The following is a 24879-nucleotide window of genomic DNA, read 5'->3' on the forward strand; positions in this document are numbered from 1 at the left end:
GATGAGGAGAGAACGCGCTGCTGGGTTGGGAGCCGCGCAACCACGACGCTTCGCTGGCTCTTGCCGCGCGCGGTTGGGGCTTCCGGTTTAGGCTCCATCTGCAAGCTTAAAACCGGGTTCAGAAGCGGAGGCGCTCTATCAGCCACAGGCTATTCCTCCTGTTTGAAATATTGATAGACAGCTTGGCGGGTTACGCCGAGCAAACGCGCAATATTGGCTGCGGAAACCTTTTCTTTCAATCCCTGAGCGAGTTGCTTCTTCTGCTCCGGTTCAAGCGCCGTGCGTTGCGGCATTGAAGACCCACCGGCCCTGAAGTTGAGAATGGCCAGCGCAACCGCTCCAAAGTCGATATCCCGCTTGTCGAGTAGCGCGTGTCTCCGCGCCGTCAGCGCGATTGTCTCTATGTCGGCGCCGGATAACCCCTCTGACAGAACAGAAAGGGGATCAGCGATTTGCTCGCCGTCCTTATCCTCAAACAGGAAGTGCTTCCAAAGGTCGGCGCGCACCTCGACCTCCGGTGGGCCAAATTCGATTTTGTAGGGAAAGCGGCGCCAAATAGCTGGGTCGAGCAAATGAGCATGGTTTGTAGCCGCAACAACGACCGCGTGCGGATCTAGTGAATCGAGACCCTGAATGACGGTATTTACCACCCGCTTGAGCTCACCGAGCTCGTTCCTATCGTCCCGAAGCTTGGCGATGGCATCCATTTCGTCCAGGAACAGCACCGCATTCCTAGAAGGCACGAAGTCGAAGACCGTCCGGATGTTCTTGCCGGTATCGCCAAGTAGTGACGTAATCACGGAATCAAGACGAACCACGTAGAATGGTCGCCCGAGGCTTGCGGCGATGTGACCGGCGAGCAAGGACTTGCCCGTACCGGGAGGACCAGACAGCAGAAGATTGAGGCGAGAAGCGAGACCTTTGGCGCTAAGCTCGTCGACGTGTTGAACATCCGTGAGGAAATCGCGGAATACTCGATTTCCTGCTTCATTAAGAAAAATCGGATTATCGGGCCACGACTGCTCTTCAACGAGAGGCAGGCGCGATTTTGAGTCGACCGGAAGTGTCTCCACGTATCCGGACGCCCTGAGGGGCACTCCACGCTTGCGAACAAGCGCCCTCAACTCTTTAGCAGCGGCCTCATTGCCAGCCTTTGCAAGCTCGCGCGCGAGGTTGCCCGCGATACGACGCACTCGGGTGTAGTCGGCCGAGAGAGCCGCATCCGTCAGTTCAATGAGGTGTTTGGGGTCGAGGGGCACGCTGTTTCTCCACTTTTTTAGTTGTCCATACTTGTAAACCTATTTTGTCTATTTGACAAGTGACATACTATTATTGTAAAGTATCCCATTCAAACTGACAAAGGACACGAACATGTTGCAAAATCAAGAAATTAACCCTCACGGCCACCCCCACCCGGGCAGTTTTCAGATTCTGGTGGCTGGAACTGACCTCCAGTTCCGCCCCCTGACGCTGACCGATCCGGAGCCCACCGGCCGTCAGATCATCGACGCGGCGGGTGGACGCCCTCCCGAAGAGTACGCAGTGCTTGAGTGGCTCGCCGATGGCTCCCTTGAGCGTCTTCGTCTCGATGAGACGACCGATCTGCGTAAGCCGGGCGCGGAACGATTCATCGTCGCAAAGAGCGACCGCGAGTACCGCTTCGAGATCGACGGCAAGGATCAGGAATGGCCGGAGGCAACCATCACTCGTGAAGTGCTGCTCAAGCTGGCCGGTCAAGATCCGACGCAATTCTCGGTCTGGCAGGAGTTCAAGAACCAGCCCGACAAGGAAGTGCTAGCCGGTCATCCCGCGAACCTTGCCGAGAAGGGCGTCGAGCGCTTCTACACGGTCATGAAACACACCACGGAGGGCAATCATGGCAGTCCTTCCCATTCGTGACCGCAATTACCTGACCGAACGCGGCCTCGCGTTCGAAGAGGTCGACGGCAGCGAAAAGGGCGTGATCTTTCGGGATTACGTCCTTCCCGTCGGGCGCTTCGATCAGGCCAAAGCTGACATCCTGGTTCTTCTGCCACCCGGATATCCCGACGTACGACCCGACATGTTCTTCGCGATGCCCTGGATCAAGCTTTCCAGGTCTTCGCAGTATCCGCGAGCCGCCGATCAGGCCCATGATTATCAGGGCCGCCGCTGGCAGCGCTGGTCGCGGCATAACGATCAGTGGCGGCCGGGCGTCGACGGAATCTGGACAATGCTCCGGCGCATTGACACAGCACTGGAGGCAGCGGCGTGACTAACTTCAATATCGTCTTCATTGAACAGCAGGAAGCTGACCTGCGCGATCTCCTTCATGAAACGAAGGACGTCGAAGGCGCTGCTTACGTGCTATTGCGCGAGTGCAAAATCACGATCGACCCTTGGGAGCGACGCTCGCGAACCAAGTTTGTGGTGCGCGAAATCGTGCCGATTGCTGCCGAGCATCGTGTTTCGTCCAGCGGACAACACGTCTCCTGGGATACAGGGGGGTTCGTTGCACTCTTGCAGCGTTGCCAGCGCGAGGAACTCGTCCTCGCTATTGCTCACTGCCATCCACACGGGCCGAGAGACTTCTCCGAGCAGGACGACAGGAACGAGGCGGAATTGCTCCGAACCGCCTGCAATCGCAACGGACCTGCAACAAAACTCGTCAGCATCCTTTTCTATGACGACGGCGGTATTCGCGCGCGCGTTTGGCAGTATCCCAAGCACAAAGAGGACTGCAAATCGGTTGCGGTGCTAGGTGAGCGGCTCCGGTTTCACTTCCCAACCGCGCCCTCTCCGGCCTCCGAGGTCTTCGCACGTCAAGTACTCGCTTTTGGACCGTCTCTGATGTCACAGCTCAAGGCACTGCGCGTCGGCATTATCGGTGCTGGCGGCACCGGCAGCGCGACGGCAATGCTGGCTGCGCGCGCTGGCGCCGCCCAGATTTTGGTGGTGGACGACGACATTGTGGAGCCGACCAATCTAAACCGCCTCCACGGGGCGAACCAATCTGACGCCGATGCAATGATGAGCAAGGCCGACGTCGCCGCCCGCGAAATCGCCAGGATGGGTTTGGGCGTTCGCGTAGTCCCCCTCAAGGGCTGGGCCAACGCGCCCCACGTTCAGGATGCGCTGAAATCCTGCGACATCATCTTCTGCTGCACCGATGACAACTCTGGCCGAATTTTCCTCAATCGGCTGGCGTACTTCTACTTTATCCCCGTCATCGACATGGGACTTGCCATGGCAGTCGCCAAGCCGCCTGCCGTTGGAATGGCGGATATCTCGGCACGAGTGACGACAATTCTTCCCCCGGAGACCTGCCTGCTCTGCCGCGACGTGGTAGATACTGACCTCGCGCGCGAGGAGGATCTGCGGCGGCGCAATCCCATAGAATACGACCGCCAGAAGCGCGAAGCCTACGTCCGCGGTGAAGGCAATCCGAATCCCGCAGTGGTCACGTTCACGACTGAAGTCGCCTGCATGGCCGTGAATGAGCTTCTGAATCGCATCGTCGGCTACCGGAAGCGTGAGATGGGCAGCGAGCATCGCCGCCGCTTCCTCTTCTGCGAAGATCGAGCCACTTCCGCCTCTCCTCGCAATTCCTGCTCTATTTGCGCGAGCAAGCTCTACTGGGGCATGGCAGATGTTGAACCGTTCCTGGATCTGGTCGGATGAACGCAGTCCTTAGAACCCTTCTGCTTTTCCTCGTTTGGCTTGGTGTCATCGCGAAGCCGCGCTACTTGACGCGCTACGCTGAACAACATCCGTCTGTTTCAGAACTATCCGATGACGACTTTGTCATCGTCAGGACGGGCAGTTTCACCAAATGGGCGTGCTTCAAATGCCCATGTGGGTGCAACCAGAAAATTGCCCTTTCTTTACAAACGGACCGGCGGCCATCGTGGACCGTCGTTGTCGATTGGCTTCAACGGCCAACCGTCATGCCGTCCGTACACCAGCTTGCAGGCTGCCTATCTCACTTTTGGATACGGCGCGGTAATGTCGAGTGGACCGGTAGTTTACGTTCGCTTAACGATAGGAGATACAATGACCAAACTTCCAAAATACACCCTCTCTCATAACGATAGCCGCGACCGCTGGGAGCTGCGGCAAGATAAGACGCATCAGTTGGTGAAGTGGTTCGACACAAAGGCCGTCGCCACTGCCGGTGGCGCCTTGGCGCGCGCCCTTGGTACGCAAGGCGGATCGGTCAAAATCGAGAAACTCTCGGGTCGCTACCAGGAAGAACGCACCTTTCCCCGTAGCGCGGACCCACGCAAGTCGAAAGGCTAAGCTTGGTGGCAGCATGAACTTTGGCGAGATAGGACCGCTATCGGACATCCCATACCTAACGAAAGCTGATCTACAGAACCGCTTTCTGGCGAGCACAATGTTCTATGAAGCCGCTGATTGGCACACGTGGCTGCGGACAGAGGATGCCGACCGCTTCGTCAAGGTTCATGCATGGCCTGCCGAGTCGTTCTACTTTTCCGCCATACCTGAGAACGAGAACGACATTTGCAGCGAGTTTCTCAACTTCATAGCGCAATCGGCGAATACGCTTTCGGTTATGAGGCAGTTCTCTGCAATCGGCGACGATATCTTCAACCTGTCTGCCTCACTCGCCAAGTTACCGATTTTTCATTCCTCCTCTACGGCGGCGCACGGTTCAAGCCGGTTAGCCGCTACTGAGGTGGAGTACATACTATTCATTTGCCGAAGCGTCTTCGATTTGTTGCAAGAGGTAATAAAGAGCCTTTGGGAAACGATTCTTCTCATTGATACGACCGTCAAAAAGAAGGAGCTCGCGAAGAGTTTTGCCGACATGGCATTGCACGGCAACAAACCGCGGGCGGCCGAGGAAATCACCAAAAAATATGGACTGCCCTTGCCGTTGGCGGAGTGTTACGAAGGCCACGCGCCCATGTTTCTCAAGATCCGGCAATTCAGGGATGATCTCGTCCATAGAGGTCATCGCGTTCAGACTATCTTCCACGGCGAGACTGGGTTCTTCATAACCAACAGCTTGGGTTCTTTTCGCGATATCAATATCTGGCGCGAGACGGAAGTCGTCGCGAACGGATTGGCGCCACTGGCACCGGTTCTAAACCTCATCATTCATGGGACCCTAGCGGCGTGTGAAGACTTCGCCATAACCCTAAACCGCACCTTCAAGTGGTTTGAACCGACAGTCCCGGGTATGAAGCTGCACATGCGCGGCTATCACGTCCAGCACTTAAGAAGAGCTTTTTCCGATGCCGATTCTCGTCTCGGCGAAGGTCGTTCCCTGATTGCAGGCGTGCGTCACAGCCCAGCCTAGGGTCCCAACATGGGTCCCTCGCCGGAGGCACTCGGGAAAGCATCTGCCTTCGGCACCGCTAACACTGATGCGTTCCCGGGTGCCGTTGTTAACCGGTCTCGGCACTCCGAGCTTGCTTTGCCGCGTTGCGCAAGAGCCTTTGGCTGAAGGTGCGAAACGCGGGTCGCTGCGACTCCCTTTTTTTGGTGCACGCAAGCTAAACGACATGCAACCGTGTCACGGAGTGGTTTGAGTTAGACAGCCTTCCTGCAATAGTCGTTGTTCGATAGCTGTTTTCCAAACAGCTTCGCAGGAAGCCACTGCCGGTGCACCTCTCCCTGATGACACCATAGATCACCCGCTTTAACCGGTTCATTCCTGTCTAAGGGAAGATACCCTTCGGGGTAATCATGCCTACCACTCCGCACTGTCGCATATGTTTTGAACTGCTGCCAAAACGTTATCTCGTAGATTGCGGTATGCTGGTCGCCGTCGACTACTGCACGGATTATCTCTAGTCCAGGCTCGCGCTTATAGGCCTTCCCGGCCTTCTGTATTATCTGTCTGGCAATTTCGGCGCCCGGGCCATCGAGGTAAGTCGCTATCTTGTATGAACCCTCAATAAAGCGCCCGTCTTCGCGGTAAACCAATCCGCGAACGATTTTCTCGGTCATGGCATCAAGACCCGCACGCGGGATCTGGATGGCCATCTGTTCAGCTTTGTCGCGTCCCCAACGCTCGCCCAGACCATGCATGACCTGATCGTCGGGCATTTTTTCACCCTTGAATGTGTCGGCCAGAATTTTCCTGCGTCTTGCCGCGCGGGCCGCAGCATCCTTTTCGTCCCTACCCGCGTTCGGATCTATTGCTCTCAGTGCTGCGTCGACAAGTCCCTGCGACGCCGGGTGCTTGGCATCCAGCACAAGCGCGAGCCGGTTCAGCAAGTCATCTTCGATCTTGCTGTAGCGTTGATTGCAAACGCGGCAGCACGGAAACTGCCACTTCTCAAGGTTCTCGGCCGTCGTTTCCGGATACCATGACTTCGGAAACATATGATCCGATGTTAGCTCGACGCCGTCCTTGAGGCAGTGGACGCACTTGCCGATCTCCGCCTTCTTCGCCATCGGTCCTCCCTCTCTGGGCCAATTCCTATAACATGCTCGCGTACGTTGTACTGCCCCCGGCTTCCTCGGCCAATCACCGCTTCTTCCAGTTTCGGCAGGCGCCCCCCTTCCACCCCGAATCCGACAAACTCATTTTGACGCGGTTCTATTGCGTCTCAGGCGTACTCCCGTGGTGCGGCTATCCCCAACGCACGGCCAGGCGGACGGGGAAAATGGCGCCGAGGCGCATGCGCGCAAGGCATCCAACCGTATCCCGGAGGGAGCCCTGGGTCGGACCCTCCATTGCGCGCCTGCTATCTCCTCGTCTCCTGAGATTTCCCGTCCGGCCGCGATTGGCGCAGCCGGTAAAACCAAACGGGAGAACGTAAGATGAAACGCAATGAAAAGAAGATCGCGCCGCATGCGGTTTATGTGGTCGAAGGAGAAGGTGACAACGCCTTCTGGACCCGGATCGGTGCAGCATTCGAACACCAAGACGGCAAGGGCTTCAACATGCAGCTAAGCTGCCTGCCCTTGAACGGCCGCCTCGTGGTTCGCGAACCGAAGGCCGACGCGGAGGCGGGGCGATGAGCCCCGCCGCTACGCGGCGCTACCGCGTCCGACTCCACGATTGGGAGACTCACGACATGATCGTTCTTGCCGACAGCAAGGAAGCCGCTATCACCAAGGCGGTTGCCATCAACGACCTCATTGGCCCGGACGAGCTGAATTCCAGCGGTGTCAGCGCCGTAGACTGGGACGCCAGCGTCCTCGGACTGGAAGTGCTGCAATGAGCGCCCTCCTTCGTAACTCCGTTGTCCATGGCGACTGCGTCAACGTGATGCGTCGGATGCAATCCGCCTCGGTGGATTTCATCCTCACCGACCCGCCATATCTCTGCCGGTACCGTTCGCGCGATGGCCAAACCATCGCCAACGACGACCGCGACGGCTGGCTGGAGCCATCCTTCGCCGAGATGCACCGCGTGCTTAAGCCCGGCTCACTATGCCTGAGCTTCTACGGCTGGAATGCCGCCGACAAGTTCATCGGCGCCTGGCGCTCTGCGGGATTCCGCATGGTGGGCCATATCGTCTTCACCAAGCGCTACGCTTCGTCGTCGCGCTTCGAGCAGATTAAGCACGAGCAGGCCTACCTGCTCGCCAAGGGCGAGCCAGCCCGTCCGTTGCGGCCGATCGACGATGTCCGCGATTGGCACTACACGGGTAACCGGCTTCATCCGACTCAGAAGCCAATCAAGGTCTTGCAGCCGCTTATTGAAGCATTCTGTCCTGCGCGAGGGCTCGTGCTCGCCCCCTTCTGCGGGTCCGGCTCGACCCTAGTCGCGGCGCAATTGTCAGGCCGTGCGTACGCAGGCATCGAACTTGATGCGCAGCATTGCGAGACCGCCAGGATGCGTACTGCTTGCAGTGAGCCCAACGGCTCGGCATCACGGGCTCGGCATGCATTTAGGCAGGACCAATCAGGAGGCGCGCTCGTGCGCTAAAGTCCTTGCTGTTCATCAATGCCGTCTGGATCCTCGTCAATTCCCTCGGACGGAGGGTCTGAACGTGCTGCCGCGTATGGATGCTGTAGATAAATCCGCTGATTGCATCCGTTTCAACGGGCGCTCGTTGTGGTGGCCATGCAAGACTGACGGCCACGGGTCTGCATCGGTCTTATGAAATATCCAACAAGGTAAGACGATGAGCATCGCATGAGCGATGGCTTCGCGCTTTTCCTGCTTGCTTTCGGGCGAAAGGGCTGGCTCCTCTCGCGGCTCAGGCGGCCAATAAGGTGACGGATCGATTTCGTAATCAAAGGGACTGGTCGAGGCGGTGACGCTTAGTGTGCTGTTGAACTCCGGTGATGGGCGATACTGGTCATCTACTCGCGAATGTCTGTACCCAGCAGCGTAAAAGCCGCTCAGGGCCCAGAGCGGCGGCCTTGACGGCTTCTCGGCTCTGCCGTCTTGCCACCCACGGTGGCAACTTTTCTCTCGATACCAAAACCGCAGCCAGTAGAACAGCACGATTAATTTGGGTCTGTTAGGACGAAGTCGGACTTTAGGTTGGCACCAGCAATCTGCAAAGCAGAACATCGGGGGTCCGGGGGCTTTGAGCCCGGCGAAAACATCGGACAATAAATGTCCGCTGAACCGGTGGTCGGCGACCTCACTCCTGGCCGCACACCATGCGTTCTTCTTAGAAGCCACTGTTGCAAGGTTGCCAAGGGCAACCGAGGAAAAGAGTGTGTAGTAGTGGAATGGCGCACTTATACATCGCTACGCGACATAGGTGCACGGCCAGCACAGGGCTGGCCGTAAGGAGTCGCTCCGCGACAAGAAAGCGGAGCGACGTGGCGTCCTATCATTTTTCAGCGCAGGCGGTGAAGCGTTCGGAGGGCCGCTCCATGGTGGCGATGGCCGCCTACCGCGCCGGTCAGAGGCTGACGGACGAGCGGCGTGGGATAGACGTTGATTTTCGGCGGCGCCGTGGCGTGGTTCACGCCGAGATCCTTGCGCCGGAAGGTTCTGCCGACTGGCTGCTTGATCGCGAGACGCTCTGGAATGGCGTTGAACGCATGGAGACGCGCCGCGACGCGCAGCTCGCGCGCGAAATCAACATGGCCTTGCCGTACGAACTTAACGCAGACGAACAGCTAGCGCTGGTGCGCTCGTTTGTTCTGGAGCAATTCGTCTCGTTGGGCATGGTGGCGGATATCGCCATCCATGCACCCGTCATAGAGAAGTGGGATGATCCGCGAAATTTTCATGCCCATGTGCTGCTGACCATGCGCTAGGCCGGAGGTGGCGGCCTGCGGCGGGTGAAGACACACGAATGGAACAGCGACGACATGCTCGCGCGCTGGCGCGCGGCATGGGCTGCGCGGCAGAACGAAGCCCTGGAGCGGCGGGGCTTCACCCAAAGGGTTGATCATCGCAGTCTTGCCGTTCGTCGCCGCAAGGCGCTGGAGCGCGGTGACCGCGTCGCGGCGGCTACGCTGGACCGTGCTCCGGAAATCCACGTCGGGCCCAAGGACCGCAAGGCGTCGCGTCAGCAGGCACCCAAGAGCAAGATCCGGCTTGTCGGCCGAAATCTGAAGAAGGGCAAGCGCCCTCTCCGCTACGACCTTATCGACCACGGCAGCAGGCGCGAGTGGAACATGCGGACGCTGCGCAGGAATGCGAAAGCGTATGGCAGGCTGGTCGCCCGGACGGAAACGACACTGGCGCGCATGAGGCAGCGCCTGCAGCGATACGACCGCGTGCTGAAACTTCATTCGTTGCACAGGCTGCCGCGTAGGCGGTCGCAGCCGGTCGATGTGGTGGATCTAGTATTCAGCCCCGCGAGCCGGTATGAGCACGTCCGCAAGCGGCGCGCGCAACTGCTCTGGATGATTGACCAGCTTGACCGGCTATTCCTCGCGCTCCTCGGCATTCGCGAGTCGCAACTGACGCGGAACACCGAATGGGCCAACCGGCTCAGGCGGCGTAGTCATCTCCTAGCGCCTCCGGTCCTCGGTCGCTACCGCGTTAAGCCCCGTTCTCTGTAGGCTGTGCCGTTAACTGCTTTCCTGCTTCTGCCCTGCTAAGAATCCAGCCAGGCAGTTCATTCTTTTCCCTGACGAACCAGTAGGCAAGGTGTCGCTTGCCTACCGGAAATTTGTCGAGAAATGATGGCATCGAACAGATCCTCTTCAGACATTCCCCCATCATAAAAACGAGCCCGTCACTCAGCATGATCCGGGAATGACGGAAGCCCTTTCCGTCAACGAGCCCACCAGCGGTCAAAACAATGCGATAATCCTCCAAGTTTATTGGTTCGGGCCACGGAGTAACCAGGCGTTCTCCCAAAATTGTCCTCGCCAACGTTTCTCCAAATCCGTACTTGGTCATAGACAGCACTCCTCTAGCGATTGAGAAGGCAATGAGGACCACGCCAGGAGAAATGGCACAAAACAAGAGGATCACAAAGCAGACTGTCGCTACTTGCTCGGCCCCAATGAGCAAAGAGATCACCGTAGCTAGAAAACTTACAACGCATGCTGACATAACGGGTAGGAAAAGCTTCTCCAACAAGTCGTAATTTGACAGAAAGAAGAGCCAACCAAGGGCTTCATCATCCTTGATGTAGAGTACGAACTTAGGAATGTCATTATTGCGCATTAGACGCCTGGTTCGCGCATGAAACAACAGAGTGCCTCGATCTATGATATAGGTTAGCGCAAGCACTGCCAGGACAACTCCGATGCCCATAGTCAATGGAAACGTCACTATCCGTACTAGCCATGACGTGCCCAGCAACCACGATAGAGCGCCAAAGATAACGCCTGCCACGATGGCGGAAATCCACTTGAAGAAGAAGTAGGCCGCGAACCGTCGCTCACCCTTCTCGACACGCTTAAACTCGATGAAGGGAGTAGCCACGGTGATCAACCCCGTGGGCTTTCTCTTCGCAAGATTTGAGGCCATGAGAGCGACAGTTCCGCCATGGCTATATCCTATGAGGATCACATTCCCTTGTGTGCTATCGATCTCCCGCGATAGGCGGCGAGCCGCCCTGTAGCGAGCTATGTGAGAATTCTTTGTAGACCATTGAAACGGCTCTACATTGGAAAACCCATGCTCAATCAACGTTCGGACAAATTGTTCTTTTGGGCTGCACCACCGAGGGAGGTCCCCGTTGTTACTTTCAAAAGTGCCTGGGACTAGGATCAATGTCGCTTGGTTGATTTGGTCGTCTCCCATCGCAACACCCCGCGCATCGTCTGTTGAAGATTGTCCATCAGTCGATCATGCTAACCAAGGTTCTATCACTTTAGCATTGCCTTTAGGAGGACCAAGGCAAATCGGGGACTGGCCAACGGTCGTACTTTCCCCACCAGCCTACATGCTGCCAGTCGCGGTAATTAATTTTCTTCGCCAGGATGGCGAACCGCAGGATATCGGAGCGGTACAGGACAATGGAGCGCTTGCCAGGAAGGCGCAGGACCTCGGATGGGTCCAGCAGCCAGCGTCCGGCCTCCGATTGGCCTGAAGAGAGCTGCTGGCGCAGCAGGTCCGTGTTGGCCTGCGATGTGCCCTCGCTGCGACTGACCGAAGTGGTCTGCCCGAGCATCTCAAAGCGCGCGGCCTCCAGGTCTGCGATATTGAAAAACACCTTGCAGGTGCTGTTTGCGAGGAACGAGCCCCATCGGCGATAGAGCGTCTTGAGCTGGTGCATGTCCTGGAAGATCAGCATCGGGGTGCAGTAGGCCCGCAAGTAGCCTACTCCCCGCTCCAGTGGCTCGAGGCTGCCGAGTGCCGCGGCCTCGTCAAGCAGCAGCAGCACCTTGTGCTTGGGCCGCTTGCGGCCTTTCGCGCGGGTGAGCGCGTTGATGGCGCAGCCGACCATGACGCGCAGGAAGCCCGCGTAGACGGACAGCTTCTCCTCGTCCACCACGAGATAGAGCGTTGTGGTCCGCTCGACCAGCTCCGCAAGGCTGAAGCTCGACTCTGACGTGACATGCGCCGCCGGTCCACCGGCTGACCAGACGCGCGTGGCTTTCTCGACCTTCGAAAGCACGCTCTTGAACTCCTCGCTGGATTCCATCGCGAGGAAGCTGGCGGCCAGCTCGGCAGCCGTGACTGGCCCGTCGGTGCCTATGGTTTGCAGCAACTGCTTGAACGACTCCGGAGGCAGCGTCGAGAAATTGCGGATCTGCGACAGCGTCCGGCGCGGCGGCTCCAGGCGCACGGTATAGAGAATGAGGCATGCGAGCATGCCCTCCGCCTTGCTGTCCCAGTGGCTCTCGTGGCCATCCGGCATGACCATCAGCTTGGCGAGCGCTTCCGCGTCGTCCCGCTCATGCCAGGTGCCGGTGCGCACCATGTCGAGCGGATTGAACTCGTCGGAGCAGCGTGGCTTGAGCGTATCAAGCGCACGCACCCTGCCCATCTTGCGGCGTTGGCGCTCTGTTATGGCGCGGTTCTCACCCTTTCCGTGCAGACGATGGAGCCCTCGTAGGAGAGCAGGTTGGGAACGACGATGCCGACGCCCTTGCCCGCGCCCATCGGTGCGAACACGGTAATCATCCCGTCCTTGTTAAAACGCAAAAAAGAACGGCCTATCCGGCCGACGATTGGTCCACGTCCTCTTCGGACTCCCGCTCGCAACATTTCCCATGAGGTCGCAAGCGCGCGGTGCCGAGCGCGCCGCCCAGACTCCAGCCTTGCCAGCTTAGGAGCGCGTAAAGGAGTTTGCCGATGCGCACGGCCGTCCGCATCAACAGAAAGAAGACAAACCACATCACGCGCAGGCAAAACAGCACCATGCCCAAGGTTGCCAGCAATCCGCAAGAATTGGCCAGCACCGCCAGGTGCGGGTGCCACTGGAATCGGCTCCCACCGCCACTTATGAAGGCATGTGCATTGGAAACGCACTACATAAAACGTCCGAGAAACAAAGGGGCCGCCGCTCCCCGCGCCCGTCAAGGGTAATACGAGCGGCAGGGCCGCCCTTGACGGCCGCGTGGCGCGACGACTTGGGGCTTGCCATCGCCAAGCCCACCTGTGGGCTTGTCCAGCCCTAACGTCCGATTGCTCGCATCAACCCGTTGCCGATCTGCATCCCGACATCACGATCGACGGTGTTCTTCGCACCTTGATGCCCTAGCTTCGCGGCTCTTCCATAAAGCATGAAGTCCCCTCCAGCCACATGCGGTGATACCCATCCGGCCCTGATGGCGTCGGCCAGCGATACCATGGCGTCCGGGTCCTCCAACTGGACCCCGCGCCGCAAGAGTCCTTCCGCTTCCTGGTGCTTGCCTTCGCGCAGCAGGTACTGCGCGGCGTTGTCGAACGCGGACGGATAGCCCGCGCTCATCGAGGCTTTCGTCAGGTCTGAGAAGTAGAAAACCTTCGCTGTCAGGAGACCCAGGAGGATTGCGATCGCGCCAAGCAGAGCCACAAGACCGATGCCGCCGGCTATCACCGCAATTACCAGCGTGGAGCCCTTCATTGTGCGAGGCCGTTGATCGAGGCTCCGGCAACGACCGCTGCGCCGACCGCAGAGAGACTCATGGCAAGCCATTTGATGGTATCGCGGAGGTTCGCTTTCGCCGTCGCGTAGGGATCAGGTGAAGCACCGTCACTCATCGTCCCGGCCGGTTAGGTTGACCTGTGTGCCCATCCATTCCGGATTGCCGAGGTCCGAGAGAACCTTGTTGAGCATGTCCACCTGTAACGGCGCGCGCTGCCCCGGACATGGAACTGAAATAGGGTCGGCTTGGCTGCCATGACATGACTGTCGTACTGCTCCTTGATGGCACGCAAGAGTTCATCCACTGAAGGAACGCGAACGATCTCTATTTCAGCCTTGGCATCGGCGACAATCGAGGCGGTCGCGCCGTTGTTGGGCCAGAGCACGGGTATGTCATCATCCGCGTTCTGCTTCGGCCGGGGCGCGCTCGCGGACGGACTGGCGGCCAGCGTTATGGCGTCTCCGCTGCACTCGATCGTGATGGTGCCGTCATCGTGACGGGTTACCGACAAGGACACGGTTGCGCCTCCCTAAAAAATGGAAAACATTCACTTGTTGGCGAAGCGTTTAGAATATTGCTCGGCCGGACTTTCGCAGAAGTCCGAAATCAGGCTCAGCTTTTCGCTGCACATCTTGTTGAGTGACACTGGCCCCTTCAAGTCCTTGGTAGGCGGATTTTTATTGGCTGAAAGCTGCCGGGCCGCGCCCGGCAGGTCATCATCCTCGCCTTGTCCGGTTCGCAGTTTTATTTGCCGGCGCAGAGTGCTGGCTAGTCCGACGTCCGGGCGAAGAATTTTCGACGGATGGAACGTTCGGTGTTGCCAAAATAGTCGCGCCACCAATCACCGGTCTCAAGCGGTTTCGGCGGCGTCTTGCGCCGCTTGAGCGACTCCCGGAAGGCGTGGTGGGTGTACAGCCGCATGAACTCTCCGAGATAGATGTCGGCCACGCGCGTATTACCCCGGATCACCAGCATGTTCTCGTCGTTGTCCGTGGTGGAGGCGTCGCTGAAGTTGGCCAAACCGGCGACCACGATGGGATCGTCGGTCAATGGATCGACGAGCATGAACTTGTTGTGCACGTAGCGCACGTTGGTGTTGAGGCCGGTCAGCCGCTCCTTCACCCAGCTATCGTATTTGTTGGAGCGGATGAAATCGCCGATGGCGAACGTGTTTTCCGGCATTGCCCTCAGCGCCTGGATGTCCTTCAACTCCTTGGTTTTCTCAGGGCCATCCTTCATGGGGCGGGTCGCCTTCTCGAGCAGCGCCAGCCTGAACTGCGCGTTGTTCTGGCGGTAAACGTCCTTCCAGATCTTGTTCATGCCGAAGGCGAAGGTCATCATCAGGCCTTCCTTCGCGCCTTGCGCCAGCTTGGCGTACCACTGAAGGGCTGAAAGGTCGTTACGGGGACTGAACACCGGCGTCACGCCCTTAGGCAGCTTCCCCTTCGGAAGCGGGGTTATCAACTCGACCTCGTTCCGCTCGGCCGGCGTTTCCGGGTCTTCCGCCAGCAGCTCCCAATACTCCAGGAATTTGACCGCAACGTCCTTGTCCTCGACCAGATGGCCTACGTTCGAATGGCCGAAAATGCCGCCGTCTGAGAAGTTGGTGCCTCCGGTCCACACAGAGACCGGCTTTTTGTTGTGCAGCCGCACCATGAATTTATTGTGCGAGATGTATGACTTGCCCTCGGTGCGCGGGATGCAGAACGCGCCGATCCCTGCCGTCTTGATCGCTTGTTGGTTCTTCCTGCCGGGCTTTGCTCCTCGCTTGTCTTAAACCACCTTGATGTCGACCCCTCGCTTTTTCGCGGCCTTCAGCAGTTTGAGGAAGTCGGGATAGTGGAATTCGTAGGCTGCGATGCGCAGTCCGTCACCCTTCTTACAGGAATTCACGAACGCCTCGATCGCCTCATACAGGCCGCGGGACAGCCAAATCCAGGCCTGACCGTTCGGGACGTTCTTCGGGCTTTTGTCACCGAACCGGGCGACATAGGCCTGCGAGCCGGCAACGCCCCGATCAAAGTAAACATCCTCGTCGCCGCCCTCAGGGCTTTCGGAGGAGATGTCGACGCTGACCTCGCGGAACACCGCAAGATCTTTCGGGTCTCCCTTCAGTGCCGACACTGTGTAGGTATAGTCGTGGCCGGGCTCAGCCGTGTAGTCGGCCCATTGAAAACTCTGAATGGGATGTTGCCGCGTGGAGTAGTGTGCCGGAGGCGGGAAGCCGGGGTCGGTCTCGGCGAACGCCTTCATGCCGGACATGAATCCGGCTTCCTCGGACGTGTGATCCACCCGGTGAATCGCGAAACCCCGCAGCCCGTTGCATGACTGCCTTGGCAGATTAAAGCCCAGCATGACGACGTAAGTTCCCGAAACGGCGTTCACCTTCAAGCCGTTCCTTGTCCTGTTCTCTCTCATGGATGCCCCTGAAATGTCTGAATGAAAAATAACCGGGCGGATGGCTGGAGTCCGACCGCAAAATGGGCCGCCTCCCCAATTCTCCTCCCGATCCTATTGATGCACACTCTGAACCGGGGTTCAACTTTACGTTGCCCGGCGAAGTGTCATATCCACCCTGAAGGCCTCCAGGCGGCCGGCGAGGTCCTTCTCTCCGGCAACCTTGGGTGATAAGCTCCAGCCATATTGTCTTGGCGTGAGGTATTCCGCATGCGCCGTTTTTCATTAGCCGCTGTTCTCCTCCTCGCTTTCTGCACCAGCGCCTCGGCATGGGGCGACGAAGGCCACAGGATTGTTTGCGAGATTGCCTACCGGCTTGCCCAGCCGGATACGCGCGCAGCGGTAAGGAAACTCATCCAGACGGACAAAGTGTTCGACACCTTTTCTGACTCCTGCGTGTTTCCAGACCATCCACGCATCCGCCGATCGGAGCACTTCATCAATCTGCCCCGCGACGCGCGGGGGGTAACAGGGGACAATTGCCCGAACGCTCCGGAATGTGTGCTCACGGCCATACTCAACGACTCGAAGATTGTGAACTCGAGGCACGCCAAGCGGGCCGACAGGCTTATCGCGCTCAAGTCGCTTGGACACTGGGTTGGCGACATCCATCAGCCTCTCCACGTGTCCTTTGAGGACGACCGCGGAGGAAACGATATCAGGGTGAACGGCGAGTGCTCGGGTAATCTGCACGGCACCTGGGATAGTTGTCTTGTTACACACGCGGTCGGGCCCGATGTCGATGAGGCGGCTTCTGACCTCATTGATGCCATCACTCCTGCGATGAAGACCAGGTGGACTTCGTCGGACCCGAGTGATTGGGCCAACGAGTCGTTTGCAATCTCGGAAGCCGCGAAGACGGGCTATTGCGTGATGCACGGCTCTTCCTGCGACCGGCCCGCGGGCAGCGTAACCATCAGCGCCGAATATCTCGCCGCGAACGAACCGATCGTGAGGGAGCAGCTTCAGAAGGCGGGCGTTCGGCTCGCGGATTTGCTCGACAGCATCTTTGCCGAGTAGACCGCGCCAGCAGGCCGTCAGCTTCTAGTTCGGACCTGCCAACGCTGTTGCAGGGTTGCGTGGGCCGTACCGACGGGCTTGATCGCGCCCCGCGGCAGGCTGAACGCGAGCCGCAGCTTCTTGCGAGCAGGCACGGCGACTTTACCTGTGGGCGACGGCCTTTCCGCACGCCACTGACAACGAAAACAAAACTCTGGGGCGGTCCTGTTGCGTCTCAAGCCCACTCTCCCGTTGCGCGTCTGTCCCCAATGCGCGGCCAGTAGGACGGGGAAACTGGCGTCGAGGCGCGTACGCACAAGGCATCCAACCGCATCCCTGAAGGGACCCTCGGCCGGATCCTCCGTTGCGCGCCCGCTATCTCCTCGTCTCCCGAATTTTCCCGTCAGGCATGCCGCCATTGATCATGACGTAACCGTCGTCCTCGACACCGGGGTAATAGGACGGGGCCGCCGTCGTGTGGAGCGCCAGCATCTGGGCCAACAATCCCGTCATGAACGCCTACCTCGCCGACGCCCTCGCCTGCTTCGACATTGCACGCGAGGACGTGCGTATCCTAAGCCTGGGCACGGGTGAGTCCACCTTCACTGTTGATGAGCGAGCGCGCAACGGCCAAGCCTATCTGCTAGTTGGCAAGAGCAACGTCATCACGGATCGATGTGCCGGAAAGCGACGCGCCGATCGCAATGGACGATGTGACCCGCTCAGTGCGGGACTAGGAACTACCGCTGGTGGCGCGCAGTCTCGTCGAAGGCGCAGGCCACCATGTCGAGCGGGTGTTTTTCGACGGAGTGGTCGAGAAGTTCATCCGCTACCCAATGGCATAGGTTCACATCGGGCGATCTTCCCTACCGGGTCGTCAGCAGCCGACAAGCGAGCTCGCGCTCGCCCCAGCGGTCGAGAAGGTGTCGGAGACCTCGAACCAGCTGCCATCATTGCCGATGCCATGGTTGGCCCCCATGCAGGAACACTGGCAGTCGTGCCCCTGTGCTTCTGGCACGCTGGCGCACAGATCTCCTGCTCGCGATAGGGCTGGATGATGTAGACCTTGCCGTAGCGCTGTAGGGCGCGATCGACGAAGTCGTTGAACCAGGACTTCGGCAGCTCCCAATAAGGGTGATTGCCGCCGATCCATTCAGACGTCGTTCGCCGGCCGTTCTGCAGCCATTGCCGATTGTCGTCGGCAAACGGTAGGCGCACCCGAAGCCTCTCGCTACGCCTGGTCCGGCGTAGCACGACCGGAATTGGCTTCTGCTTCCAAACGTAGTTGAGAGTGAGTCGCTCCATTGAAACCTGCAGATCGGAATCGGGGACCGACACTTCGCCGTGCTCGGCCTGACATATCTAGCGTGACTGGAAAGATGAAAAGTCAAAGATCGTGTCCGCGTCTGCGACGATCGGCGATAAGCGTGCTCTAACTGGTCATCAGCGCGGGGGCGATATCGTCCACCTAATTAGGGATCTCGCCGGAATCGATCCCCGGACAAACCTTCGTCTGGGCGGCGCTCAGCTTAAGGATAAGATGGTGGTCTTGAAGCCCGCAAGCTCGAACTGACCGAGCTGCTTGCAAATGCCGAACAGCCGCCGCCCTTTCTGCGTTCGAACATGGCGGAAATCTACCGCTCGCCGATCGCCGAGCTCTATGAGAACCTACGGAGTGAGCGGCAAGGCCGACGCGGCTGAGGTGTTCCGGACGCTGGTCGATCAGGTGACGCTGGTGCCTGGCGACGCCGAGCTGACGATTCTGCTGCGCAGGGACCTGGCTAGAATCCGTCGCTTCGACCCGAACCAAAAAACCCAGCCCGTCCTTTCGGAAGCTGCCTAGCTTTCACAAGAATCGTTGGTTGCGGGGACACGCAACACCCGATTGTTGCGATTGGTAGAACAGGAAGTTCCCAGACTCGCTGCATGACTGATCAGAACTGGCGCCTTCGCGTCCCAAAACCTTCTAAGCTGTTGATTTAGAAATATAATCCATCGCTACGTAGGTTACTCGGCCTGCTTCGCGAGCGCTATCCGGATCTCTCGGCCGCTCTAGGGACGGAATGAGCGCCATTTCGCCGGGACTTCGCAAAGGCGCGGCCCGTCGCCATGAAGCACTCGATCATCGGAGATCAATTTGGCCGGCTCGGTTGGCGTCGCGCTGCCGTTCCGCGTCAGACTTTCCGCGTTGTTCGGTCTCTATCGGGCTGTTTCATGCCTGTGATGTCTGTTGCTAAGATGATTGCCAGACAAGCACACGATGACGAAGTTGGCGAAGACGTTGAGGGAGGTCTTATCCTGGAGCTCTACTTCACCGATCTTGCGTGTCTCCCGGAAACAGTCGTTGCAACGCGGCTGCGAACAAAGGAAGGCAAAAACTGCGCGGGTATCGATTGGTCGGATAGCTCTCGGCTCAAACGATGGTTTCCACGATTTCATAGCGCCGGATCAGAGGTCCGATCCCCTTGTTGAGCAGGATCAGGACGTTTGTGCGCTGTCGGAGCGAGGAGTTCAATCCGCTCGATGCGAACCGGACTCCATGAGGGCTCCTTGTCCTCATCCGAGGCGACTTCCTCGCGGAGATCGAGAACGACCTGTCGCACCTCTTCCAGCTCTGCAAAAAAGAAACTCGGGATTCCTGTGTCTTTCCAGCGGTCTTCGTTCGGTTCAGCCTCACGTGAGTAGGAATATAAGATCATGGCTCCGGCTTGCATCCCTGCGATATCCCCGCCGGTCGCTATACTTGCCTACTCTGCCAACGAAGATCAAATCCCCTATTGAGGACAATGTGGTTGTCACCCTGTGTGCGGCGCGCGCGAGTCCGATGAAGAGCGTGCACTCCGGGCGGCAAGCGGGCAAAGGAGTGACGGCCACGGATGTCGAAAAGCTCTCGAGAAGCTGGGTCCACGTTCACGAATGTGTCGCGTCCGCTCGATGCCCTTTCCGAAAGAACTGAAGCGCGTTGCCGCACATGATTCGATCAATCAGGTCATGGGTGTCCTCAAGCGCGATCCAGCCCTCAGCGACCAATTGCGAGAGTGCCTGTGCGATTCCGCGGCGCGCTACGAACGCGTGGCCATAAATTGGCTCGACGGCGACATAGTCGCCGCCGAAGGTGAAGATCTTGTTGGACGGAACCGCCATTAGAAATTCCTTCAGAAAGCGAACGCCCGCCACAGGATTGATAATCCATGCCCAGCACATGTCGATCGCGGCGTTAGGGTAATGTTTGGCCAGCGCGATAAACTCGTGCTGGTATGGATAGCCGATGTGCATTAGAACGAATCGGGTTTCTGGAAAATCCTGCAATAGGCGGCAGACGTCTGCGGCATTGCTGCGGGTATGACCGAGTTGCATCACGCCGTAGCCAGCCAAAACGCCTGTGTGCAGCTTGACCGGTAGGCCGCACTCGCCAGCCTTGCCGACGCAATAGCGGAACAGATAATCTTGCAGCGCCTTCAGGTCGTCAGGACCGAGAGCATGTAATGCTCCGACTCGGTCGGCGTGGTGCGGAAATAGCCTTGACGCATGCGCTTTGGTGACCGGCTCGAAATCGAGTGCGCGCGAATAGGCAATTTGCGATTTAACAGCCACGGCTTTGGCGCCGTATGTTGCGAAATAGAAGTCGATGACGTCGAGCCACTCATCGAGCGTCGTCGGGCGCCTGCCTGTCTCGGCCTCCACCCACGCAAAGTCGGCAGCGCTACACCGGCACAATTGAAGGATGCTAATGTCGTGATCGAGTAACCCTGGCTGTTCGGTCTCCATGAAGATGCGCTGTAGCGAATTGACATGGCAGCCCTTGATGTTTGCCAGGTCGAAAATGCGCCCATAAAAGCCGGGCTGAATGGTTTCACGGTATTTCTCGGCGATGCGGGGTAGGCTCTCGACAGTCAGGTCGTCCTCACCATAAACGCCGCGAAACGTATGGCGCAGCGCCTGGGCGTAACCGGTGTGGCGGATGCGGGCCCAAAAGGGGGCAATCAACCGGTATTTCTCCTGGCTCGGAAGATCTGGCCCGAGAAACCGGCGTAAGTCTGCTGCTGGCAGACCAGCAACCGCTAGATCCTCGGCAGCATAGGATCTGAACAAATAAGCCCAGTCGTTGCACGGCAATGTTCGTGGATGGATCGCCCCGGCCAGCCGCTGACTTTCCTCAATCAAATGCTCATGGGTATCTACAAACGGCGTCTCCTCAACCCATCGTGCGATTTGTCGATCGGAGTCCGTCATTTCCTCCCAGCTAATCGCAGCTCTGCTCATTTTGGGTTCCCTTTCGGTGAAGGTAGTCGCTTGCATCCGCATTCGCGATCGCAGCAGGCGTTAGACCATGCAGTACGTGGGCGCCGGCCGCGGCGCCTTCAGGGACGCGGCGGGCAAGATCAATTATTGACGACATCACTGGGATGAGAAACGCGCTCTTTAAGAGCGTCGGTCATTGGGAAGCTAAGATTGATGTTCTTCGGCGGGATCGCAGCCATGAACCATTTGTCGTAAATCTTCGTGAACTCGCCGGAAGCCATGAGCTTAGAGAGAACGTCGTCGACTATCTTCTTGAAGTCTGGATCATTCTTCGAGAACATCAAACCGTAATAGTAAATAGTGCCATAGTTGGCCTTTAGGAAAGTGAGATCAGCAGGGTTCGAGTACTCCGCCTTCATACCGGCCAAGAGAATGTCCGCTTCCACCCAGGCTGCGGCACGGCCGGTGGCGAGTAGGAGCAATGACTCCGCATGGTCTTTGGCTTGCGCGATATTAAGGTTGAGGCCGTCCTTCTGCGAAATGCTTTTCGCAATATCGAGCGCGTCGGAGCCTTGTGTGACTACAATAGTCTTTCCCTTCAAGTCGTCGGGTGCCTTGAGTCCGCTCGACGCCTTTGCGAGCCACGCCGTTTGACTGGCGAAAGTTGAAACGCTGAATGAGACCTGCTCCAGACGCTGTTTGCTGCTAGCGGTGCCGCCGCACTCGATATCGATCGTGCCGTTCTGGATAAGCGGGATACGGTTGGACGAGTTGACCGGCGTAAGTTTTATCTGAAGGTCTGGAGTGCCGAGATCAGTTTTCAGACGATCGACGACGTGCGCGCACAGGTCCAAGGAAAATCCAACAGGCTTCTGGTCAGCGCCGAGATAGGAAAAGGGTATCGAAGCCTCGCGATAGCCAAGCGTGATCACTTTTTTCGATTTGATGTTGTCCAGCGTTGAACCCGCCTTGGCCGTGGAGATCATAGACACGGCGATCACAGTGGTAGAAAGCAGTGCAAACATTTTAGCCATGGGAATTCCTCTGCTTCAGGTGGGACGCGCTTTTTTGCGCCTTATTGGTCTTGGAGTGACGTGTGCTTTGCCGCGGGCCCTTGTGCGCACAGGCCCCGTTAGAGTTGAGGACTTCCAGCAGTCGGCAGACGCCCTTAGCCCTCGAACTTGGGAAGCATAAGATCCACTCATTTCGGCACCGCACATGAACCGGGCAGCACTCAGCCGTGGCAAAATGATAGGCGACGCGGTGCCTTCAAGACACAAAAATGTCAGTTTGCGAGTATGTTTATTCCGAAAATTGATAATTTATTTGTCAGAGTTGGCATCTCCAAATCAAAACTTCCGCGTGTGGGGGGGGGGCGATCATATGCGATCGGGAACGCGGAAATCCGAGCGACGCGCGTTTTCCTATCGTTCCCCAAATAGGTGATTCCGTAATTCGAAATCCACGTCTTCGAGAGCTACGTTCTGTTCGAGCGTCTCCTTGAGCACAGACGAGGCGTTTACAGAGGACCGGCGCCAACCAAGCTTACGGCATGGCTGAGATTGAGTGGGACACTTCCGGGTCAAGCCGACTATGGAGTTGGCGAAGCTTTTCATCGCGCTGTCGGCGCTTTCAGGCATCCGCTGAATGTACAACGGTTCGAACTCAAGCCAGTGCCGGCGGTACAAGCGGTCGACCTTCGCAAAGTCAATCCGCGCCCAAACTCCAACCAGCTCCGGTCCGAAAAAGATTGGCCACCGCGTGCGCGGTGGCCAAGTCAGGGAGGAACTGAAAACGCTGATTAGCAAGCTTGAGCCGGGCATCTCACGATAGGTGTAACGTGGGTAGATCGTGTCGAAAGTCTACTCGAGGCACTCCTATTCGCTCCCGATCAGGATGATCTTGCTATCTCCACCTCAGCGGAGAACACCGCTCTTCTTTGCCGTCCATGTGGCGAGATAGTCCATCAAAGGCGGCGACAAACAGTCATATGGCTCCAGATGGATGGACCGGAGATCAGAACCGGAGAGGTCACACCTTCGCCAACTTCGCGCACGATTCCCGCGCCCTCGTGGCCGAGGATCGCCGGAAATTTACCTTCAGAGCCAGACCCGACAGCGTGTAGGCATCGGTGTGGCAAACGCCCGTCGCCTTGATCTCGACAAGCACCTCTCCCGGTCGCGGACCGCCGATTTCGATCGATTCTATCGATAGCGGCCTCTTGGCTTCCCAGTCGACGGCTGCTCTGGATTTCATACCTACTCCATCCAGTGACAAATTCTGCAGGACGACGATCAGCATTCGTCACTCCGTGATTCTCCTTGCGGTCAGTGATCGCGATCTATGATACCACTCGCTTTCGCGTTGGCCTTGTAAGACGATGCGGATCGGTCGTTTGGGCGATCAAATCCGGGGAAAGATCCGGCTGGTCGTCGAGCACCTCGCGGATTGTCTTGCCCGAGATGAGCACCTTCTTCGCCAGCTCGGCCGCCCGCTCATAGCCGATCGCGGGGGTGAGCGCCGTTGCCACCGCGGTGCTGGCCTCAAGGTGTCTCTGACATATTTGCACATTCGGCGTGATCCCGCTGACGCACTTGGTGCGCAGCACCTCGACCGCATTCGTCAAAAGTTCGAGAGAGTGAAGAATATTGTACGCAATCACGGGCTCCATGACGTTCAACTGGAGCTGCCCAGCTTCGGCAGCAAGCGTGATCGTTAGATCGTAGCCGATAATCTGGAATGCGACCTGATTGACGACCTCCGGCACCACCGGATTGACCTTGCCAGGCATGATCGACGAGCCGGGCTGAAGCGGTGGCAGATTGATTTCATTCAATCCTCCTCGCGGGCCGCTGGAAAGCAGTCTTAGGTCGTTGCAGATCTTCGATAACTTGGTCGCCGTTCGCTTGAGCATCCCGGAGAACAAAACGAAGGCTCCGGTATCCCAACATGCTTCGATCAGGTTTCCGGCAGCCACGAGGGGGAGACCCGATATCTTGCAAAGCTCTGAAACGGCAAGCGCCTGATAGTCGGGGTTGGTATTGATGCCGGTGCCGATCGCCGTTCCTCCAAGATTTATCTCCTGGAAGAACGCGGCGATCTCTCCGAGCCGAGAAACGTCCTCGCGAAGAGTCGTCGCGAAGGCTTGGAATTCCTGCCCCAACGTCATGGGGACGGCATCCTGCAATTGCGTTCGGCCGAGCTTTATCACTTCACTGAAGGAAGCCGCCTTTTCCTCGAAGGCAAGCGCGAGAAGTTCGAGCGCAGCCTGAAGCTGCCCATGGGATAGGAGAATCGCAAGCCGGATTGCCGTCGGGTAGACGTCGTTCGTGGATTGCGACAGGTTGACATCGTTGTTGGGGTGCACGACGTCGTATCGTCCCCGCGGCAATCGCATGATTTCAAGCGCGCGATTTGCGATCACCTCGTTGATATTCATGTTGGTCGACGTTCCCGCTCCTCCCTGGAAGACGTCGAGCGGAAATTCTCTCAACAGCGCTCCTCGCGCTATTTCGCTGCAAACCTCGCAGATTACATTGGCCTTGCTTTGCTCAAGGTCCCCTAGACGCGCATTTGCCCTTGCCGCGGCCAACTTCACGAACGCCAGCGCCTTGATCAACGTGGGAAAGTGATTGATCAGAATACCTGAGATCGGGAAATTTGCGATCCCACGCGCGGTCTGCGGTCCGTAGTAGGCTTTGACCGGGATCGTCACCGGGCCAAGGGAATCGCTTTCGATGCGCTCTGTGGGCGATGCGCTCGTCATATCAAACT

General features: G+C 58.1%; 25 protein-coding genes and 3 pseudogenes. 12 read left to right on the plus strand and 16 right to left on the minus strand.

Features of this window, described 5'->3' with window-relative positions; genetic code table 11:
- Positions 1–149: 149 nt before the first annotated feature.
- Positions 150–1259 (minus strand): AAA family ATPase, encoded by a 1110-nt coding sequence (locus tag BCCGELA001_RS30390; protein ID WP_008545302.1) that lies wholly within the window; start codon positions 1257–1259, stop codon positions 150–152.
- A 112-nt stretch (positions 1260–1371) separates the two neighbouring features.
- Here BCCGELA001_RS30390 and BCCGELA001_RS30395 point away from each other — a divergent pair, with 112 nt between their 5' ends.
- The 6 genes from BCCGELA001_RS30395 to BCCGELA001_RS30415 all read left to right on the plus strand — a co-directional run bounded on the left by BCCGELA001_RS30395 (position 1372) and on the right by BCCGELA001_RS30415 (position 5305).
- A complete protein-coding gene (locus tag BCCGELA001_RS30395; RefSeq protein ID WP_083543459.1) occupies positions 1372–1899 on the plus strand; it encodes a multiubiquitin domain-containing protein in 528 nt (175 codons plus the stop codon).
- Positions 1877–2254 carry an E2/UBC family protein gene (locus BCCGELA001_RS30400; protein WP_060736984.1) on the plus strand — a complete coding sequence of 126 codons (378 nt, stop codon included), beginning with the start codon at positions 1877–1879 and terminating at the stop codon, positions 2252–2254. The genes BCCGELA001_RS30395 and BCCGELA001_RS30400 overlap by 23 nt, the downstream gene beginning before the upstream one ends.
- Entirely contained in the window at positions 2251–3660 is a 1410-nt protein-coding gene (locus tag BCCGELA001_RS30405; protein ID WP_060736985.1) for a ThiF family adenylyltransferase, read from the plus strand. Before BCCGELA001_RS30400 ends, BCCGELA001_RS30405 begins: the two co-directional genes overlap by 4 nt.
- Entirely contained in the window at positions 3657–4067 is a 411-nt protein-coding gene (locus tag BCCGELA001_RS39560; protein WP_442855159.1) for a DUF6527 family protein, read from the plus strand. Before BCCGELA001_RS30405 ends, BCCGELA001_RS39560 begins: the two co-directional genes overlap by 4 nt.
- Positions 4033–4278, plus strand: coding sequence for a hypothetical protein (locus BCCGELA001_RS30410; RefSeq protein ID WP_060736986.1), 246 nt, complete (start codon positions 4033–4035; stop codon positions 4276–4278). The genes BCCGELA001_RS39560 and BCCGELA001_RS30410 overlap by 35 nt, the downstream gene beginning before the upstream one ends.
- Positions 4279–4375: 97 nt before the next feature.
- Entirely contained in the window at positions 4376–5305 is a 930-nt protein-coding gene (locus tag BCCGELA001_RS30415) for a hypothetical protein (RefSeq protein ID WP_144441572.1), read from the plus strand.
- Positions 5306–5538: 233 nt separating this feature from the next.
- Here BCCGELA001_RS30415 and BCCGELA001_RS30420 read toward each other — a convergent pair whose 3' ends face one another.
- Positions 5539–6408 (minus strand): HNH endonuclease, encoded by an 870-nt coding sequence (locus BCCGELA001_RS30420; RefSeq protein ID WP_008545316.1) that lies wholly within the window; start codon positions 6406–6408, stop codon positions 5539–5541.
- 369 nt (positions 6409–6777) lie between these two features.
- Here BCCGELA001_RS30420 and BCCGELA001_RS30425 point away from each other — a divergent pair, with 369 nt between their 5' ends.
- The 4 genes and pseudogenes from BCCGELA001_RS30425 to mobQ all read left to right on the plus strand — a co-directional run bounded on the left by BCCGELA001_RS30425 (position 6778) and on the right by mobQ (position 9939).
- Entirely contained in the window at positions 6778–6978 is a 201-nt protein-coding gene (locus BCCGELA001_RS30425; RefSeq protein WP_008545318.1) for a hypothetical protein, read from the plus strand.
- 56 nt (positions 6979–7034) lie between these two features.
- A complete protein-coding gene (locus BCCGELA001_RS38045; protein WP_158511656.1) occupies positions 7035–7181 on the plus strand; it encodes a hypothetical protein in 147 nt (48 codons plus the stop codon).
- Positions 7178–7891 (plus strand): DNA methyltransferase, encoded by a 714-nt coding sequence (locus BCCGELA001_RS30430; RefSeq protein WP_083543460.1) that lies wholly within the window; start codon positions 7178–7180, stop codon positions 7889–7891. The genes BCCGELA001_RS38045 and BCCGELA001_RS30430 overlap by 4 nt, the downstream gene beginning before the upstream one ends.
- 914 nt (positions 7892–8805) lie before the next feature.
- A pseudogene (gene mobQ, locus BCCGELA001_RS39100) lies at positions 8806–9939 on the plus strand (MobQ family relaxase).
- Here the strand turns inward: mobQ and BCCGELA001_RS30445 are convergent.
- The 7 genes from BCCGELA001_RS30445 to BCCGELA001_RS38635 form a co-directional block, all read right to left on the minus strand.
- A complete protein-coding gene (locus BCCGELA001_RS30445) occupies positions 9920–10858 on the minus strand; it encodes a hypothetical protein (protein WP_144441573.1) in 939 nt (312 codons plus the stop codon). The pseudogene mobQ and the gene BCCGELA001_RS30445 overlap by 20 nt on opposite strands.
- 358 nt (positions 10859–11216) lie before the next feature.
- Positions 11217–12314, minus strand: a complete 1098-nt coding sequence (locus BCCGELA001_RS30450; protein ID WP_250636939.1) for a type IV secretory system conjugative DNA transfer family protein — start codon at positions 12312–12314, stop codon at positions 11217–11219.
- Between the two features lie 29 nt (positions 12315–12343).
- Positions 12344–12451 carry a type IV secretory system conjugative DNA transfer family protein gene (locus tag BCCGELA001_RS39230; RefSeq protein ID WP_158511657.1) on the minus strand — a complete coding sequence of 36 codons (108 nt, stop codon included), beginning with the start codon at positions 12449–12451 and terminating at the stop codon, positions 12344–12346.
- 41 nt (positions 12452–12492) lie between these two features.
- The gene (locus BCCGELA001_RS38055) at positions 12493–12705 is read right to left on the minus strand and encodes a hypothetical protein (protein ID WP_158511658.1); all 213 of its coding nucleotides are present in this window, start codon (positions 12703–12705) and stop codon (positions 12493–12495) included.
- 248 nt (positions 12706–12953) lie between these two features.
- Complete coding sequence (locus BCCGELA001_RS30460) at positions 12954–13385, minus strand: hypothetical protein (protein WP_008545334.1); 432 nt, start codon at positions 13383–13385, stop codon at positions 12954–12956.
- 790 nt (positions 13386–14175) lie between these two features.
- Entirely contained in the window at positions 14176–15063 is an 888-nt protein-coding gene (locus BCCGELA001_RS38630; protein ID WP_202815396.1) for a phospholipase D-like domain-containing protein, read from the minus strand.
- Positions 15064–15180: 117 nt separating this feature from the next.
- Positions 15181–15798 carry a hypothetical protein gene (locus tag BCCGELA001_RS38635; protein WP_202815397.1) on the minus strand — a complete coding sequence of 206 codons (618 nt, stop codon included), beginning with the start codon at positions 15796–15798 and terminating at the stop codon, positions 15181–15183.
- 276 nt (positions 15799–16074) lie between these two features.
- On the opposite strand from BCCGELA001_RS38635, the gene BCCGELA001_RS30470 reads away from it, so the two are divergent.
- Complete coding sequence (locus tag BCCGELA001_RS30470) at positions 16075–16884, plus strand: S1/P1 nuclease (RefSeq protein ID WP_008545350.1); 810 nt, start codon at positions 16075–16077, stop codon at positions 16882–16884.
- A 354-nt stretch (positions 16885–17238) separates the two neighbouring features.
- Here the strand turns inward: BCCGELA001_RS30470 and BCCGELA001_RS38060 are convergent, their stop codons facing one another.
- Positions 17239–17376, minus strand: coding sequence for a hypothetical protein (locus BCCGELA001_RS38060; protein ID WP_008545355.1), 138 nt, complete (start codon positions 17374–17376; stop codon positions 17239–17241).
- Between the two features lie 1162 nt (positions 17377–18538).
- Here BCCGELA001_RS38060 and BCCGELA001_RS38065 point away from each other — a divergent pair.
- Positions 18539–18706, plus strand: a complete 168-nt coding sequence (locus BCCGELA001_RS38065) for a hypothetical protein (RefSeq protein WP_158511659.1) — start codon at positions 18539–18541, stop codon at positions 18704–18706.
- Between the two features lie 592 nt (positions 18707–19298).
- Here the strand turns inward: BCCGELA001_RS38065 and BCCGELA001_RS37615 are convergent.
- The 6 genes and pseudogenes from BCCGELA001_RS37615 to BCCGELA001_RS30510 all read right to left on the minus strand — a co-directional run bounded on the left by BCCGELA001_RS37615 (position 19299) and on the right by BCCGELA001_RS30510 (position 24871).
- Positions 19299–19577: a hypothetical protein gene (locus BCCGELA001_RS37615; protein WP_144441575.1), complete on the minus strand. Its 279-nt coding sequence runs from the start codon at positions 19575–19577 to the stop codon at positions 19299–19301.
- Positions 19578–19773: 196 nt separating this feature from the next.
- Entirely contained in the window at positions 19774–21126 is a 1353-nt protein-coding gene (locus BCCGELA001_RS30490; protein ID WP_158511660.1) for an amidohydrolase family protein, read from the minus strand.
- Between the two features lie 119 nt (positions 21127–21245).
- Positions 21246–22139 carry an amino acid ABC transporter substrate-binding protein gene (locus BCCGELA001_RS30495; protein ID WP_008545371.1) on the minus strand — a complete coding sequence of 298 codons (894 nt, stop codon included), beginning with the start codon at positions 22137–22139 and terminating at the stop codon, positions 21246–21248.
- A gap of 882 nt (positions 22140–23021) precedes the next feature.
- Positions 23022–23114, minus strand: a pseudogene (locus BCCGELA001_RS39105) (S-(hydroxymethyl)glutathione synthase); the annotation flags it as partial.
- 17 nt (positions 23115–23131) lie between these two features.
- Positions 23132–23361 (minus strand): annotated as a pseudogene (locus BCCGELA001_RS30505) (alcohol dehydrogenase catalytic domain-containing protein); the annotation flags it as partial.
- A gap of 85 nt (positions 23362–23446) precedes the next feature.
- Positions 23447–24871 carry an aspartate ammonia-lyase gene (locus BCCGELA001_RS30510; protein WP_008545383.1) on the minus strand — a complete coding sequence of 475 codons (1425 nt, stop codon included), beginning with the start codon at positions 24869–24871 and terminating at the stop codon, positions 23447–23449.
- Positions 24872–24879: the final 8 nt, after the last annotated feature.

This window comes from Bradyrhizobium sp. CCGE-LA001 (genome assembly GCF_000296215.2).
In the GTDB taxonomy this organism is placed as follows: domain Bacteria; phylum Pseudomonadota; class Alphaproteobacteria; order Rhizobiales; family Xanthobacteraceae; genus Bradyrhizobium.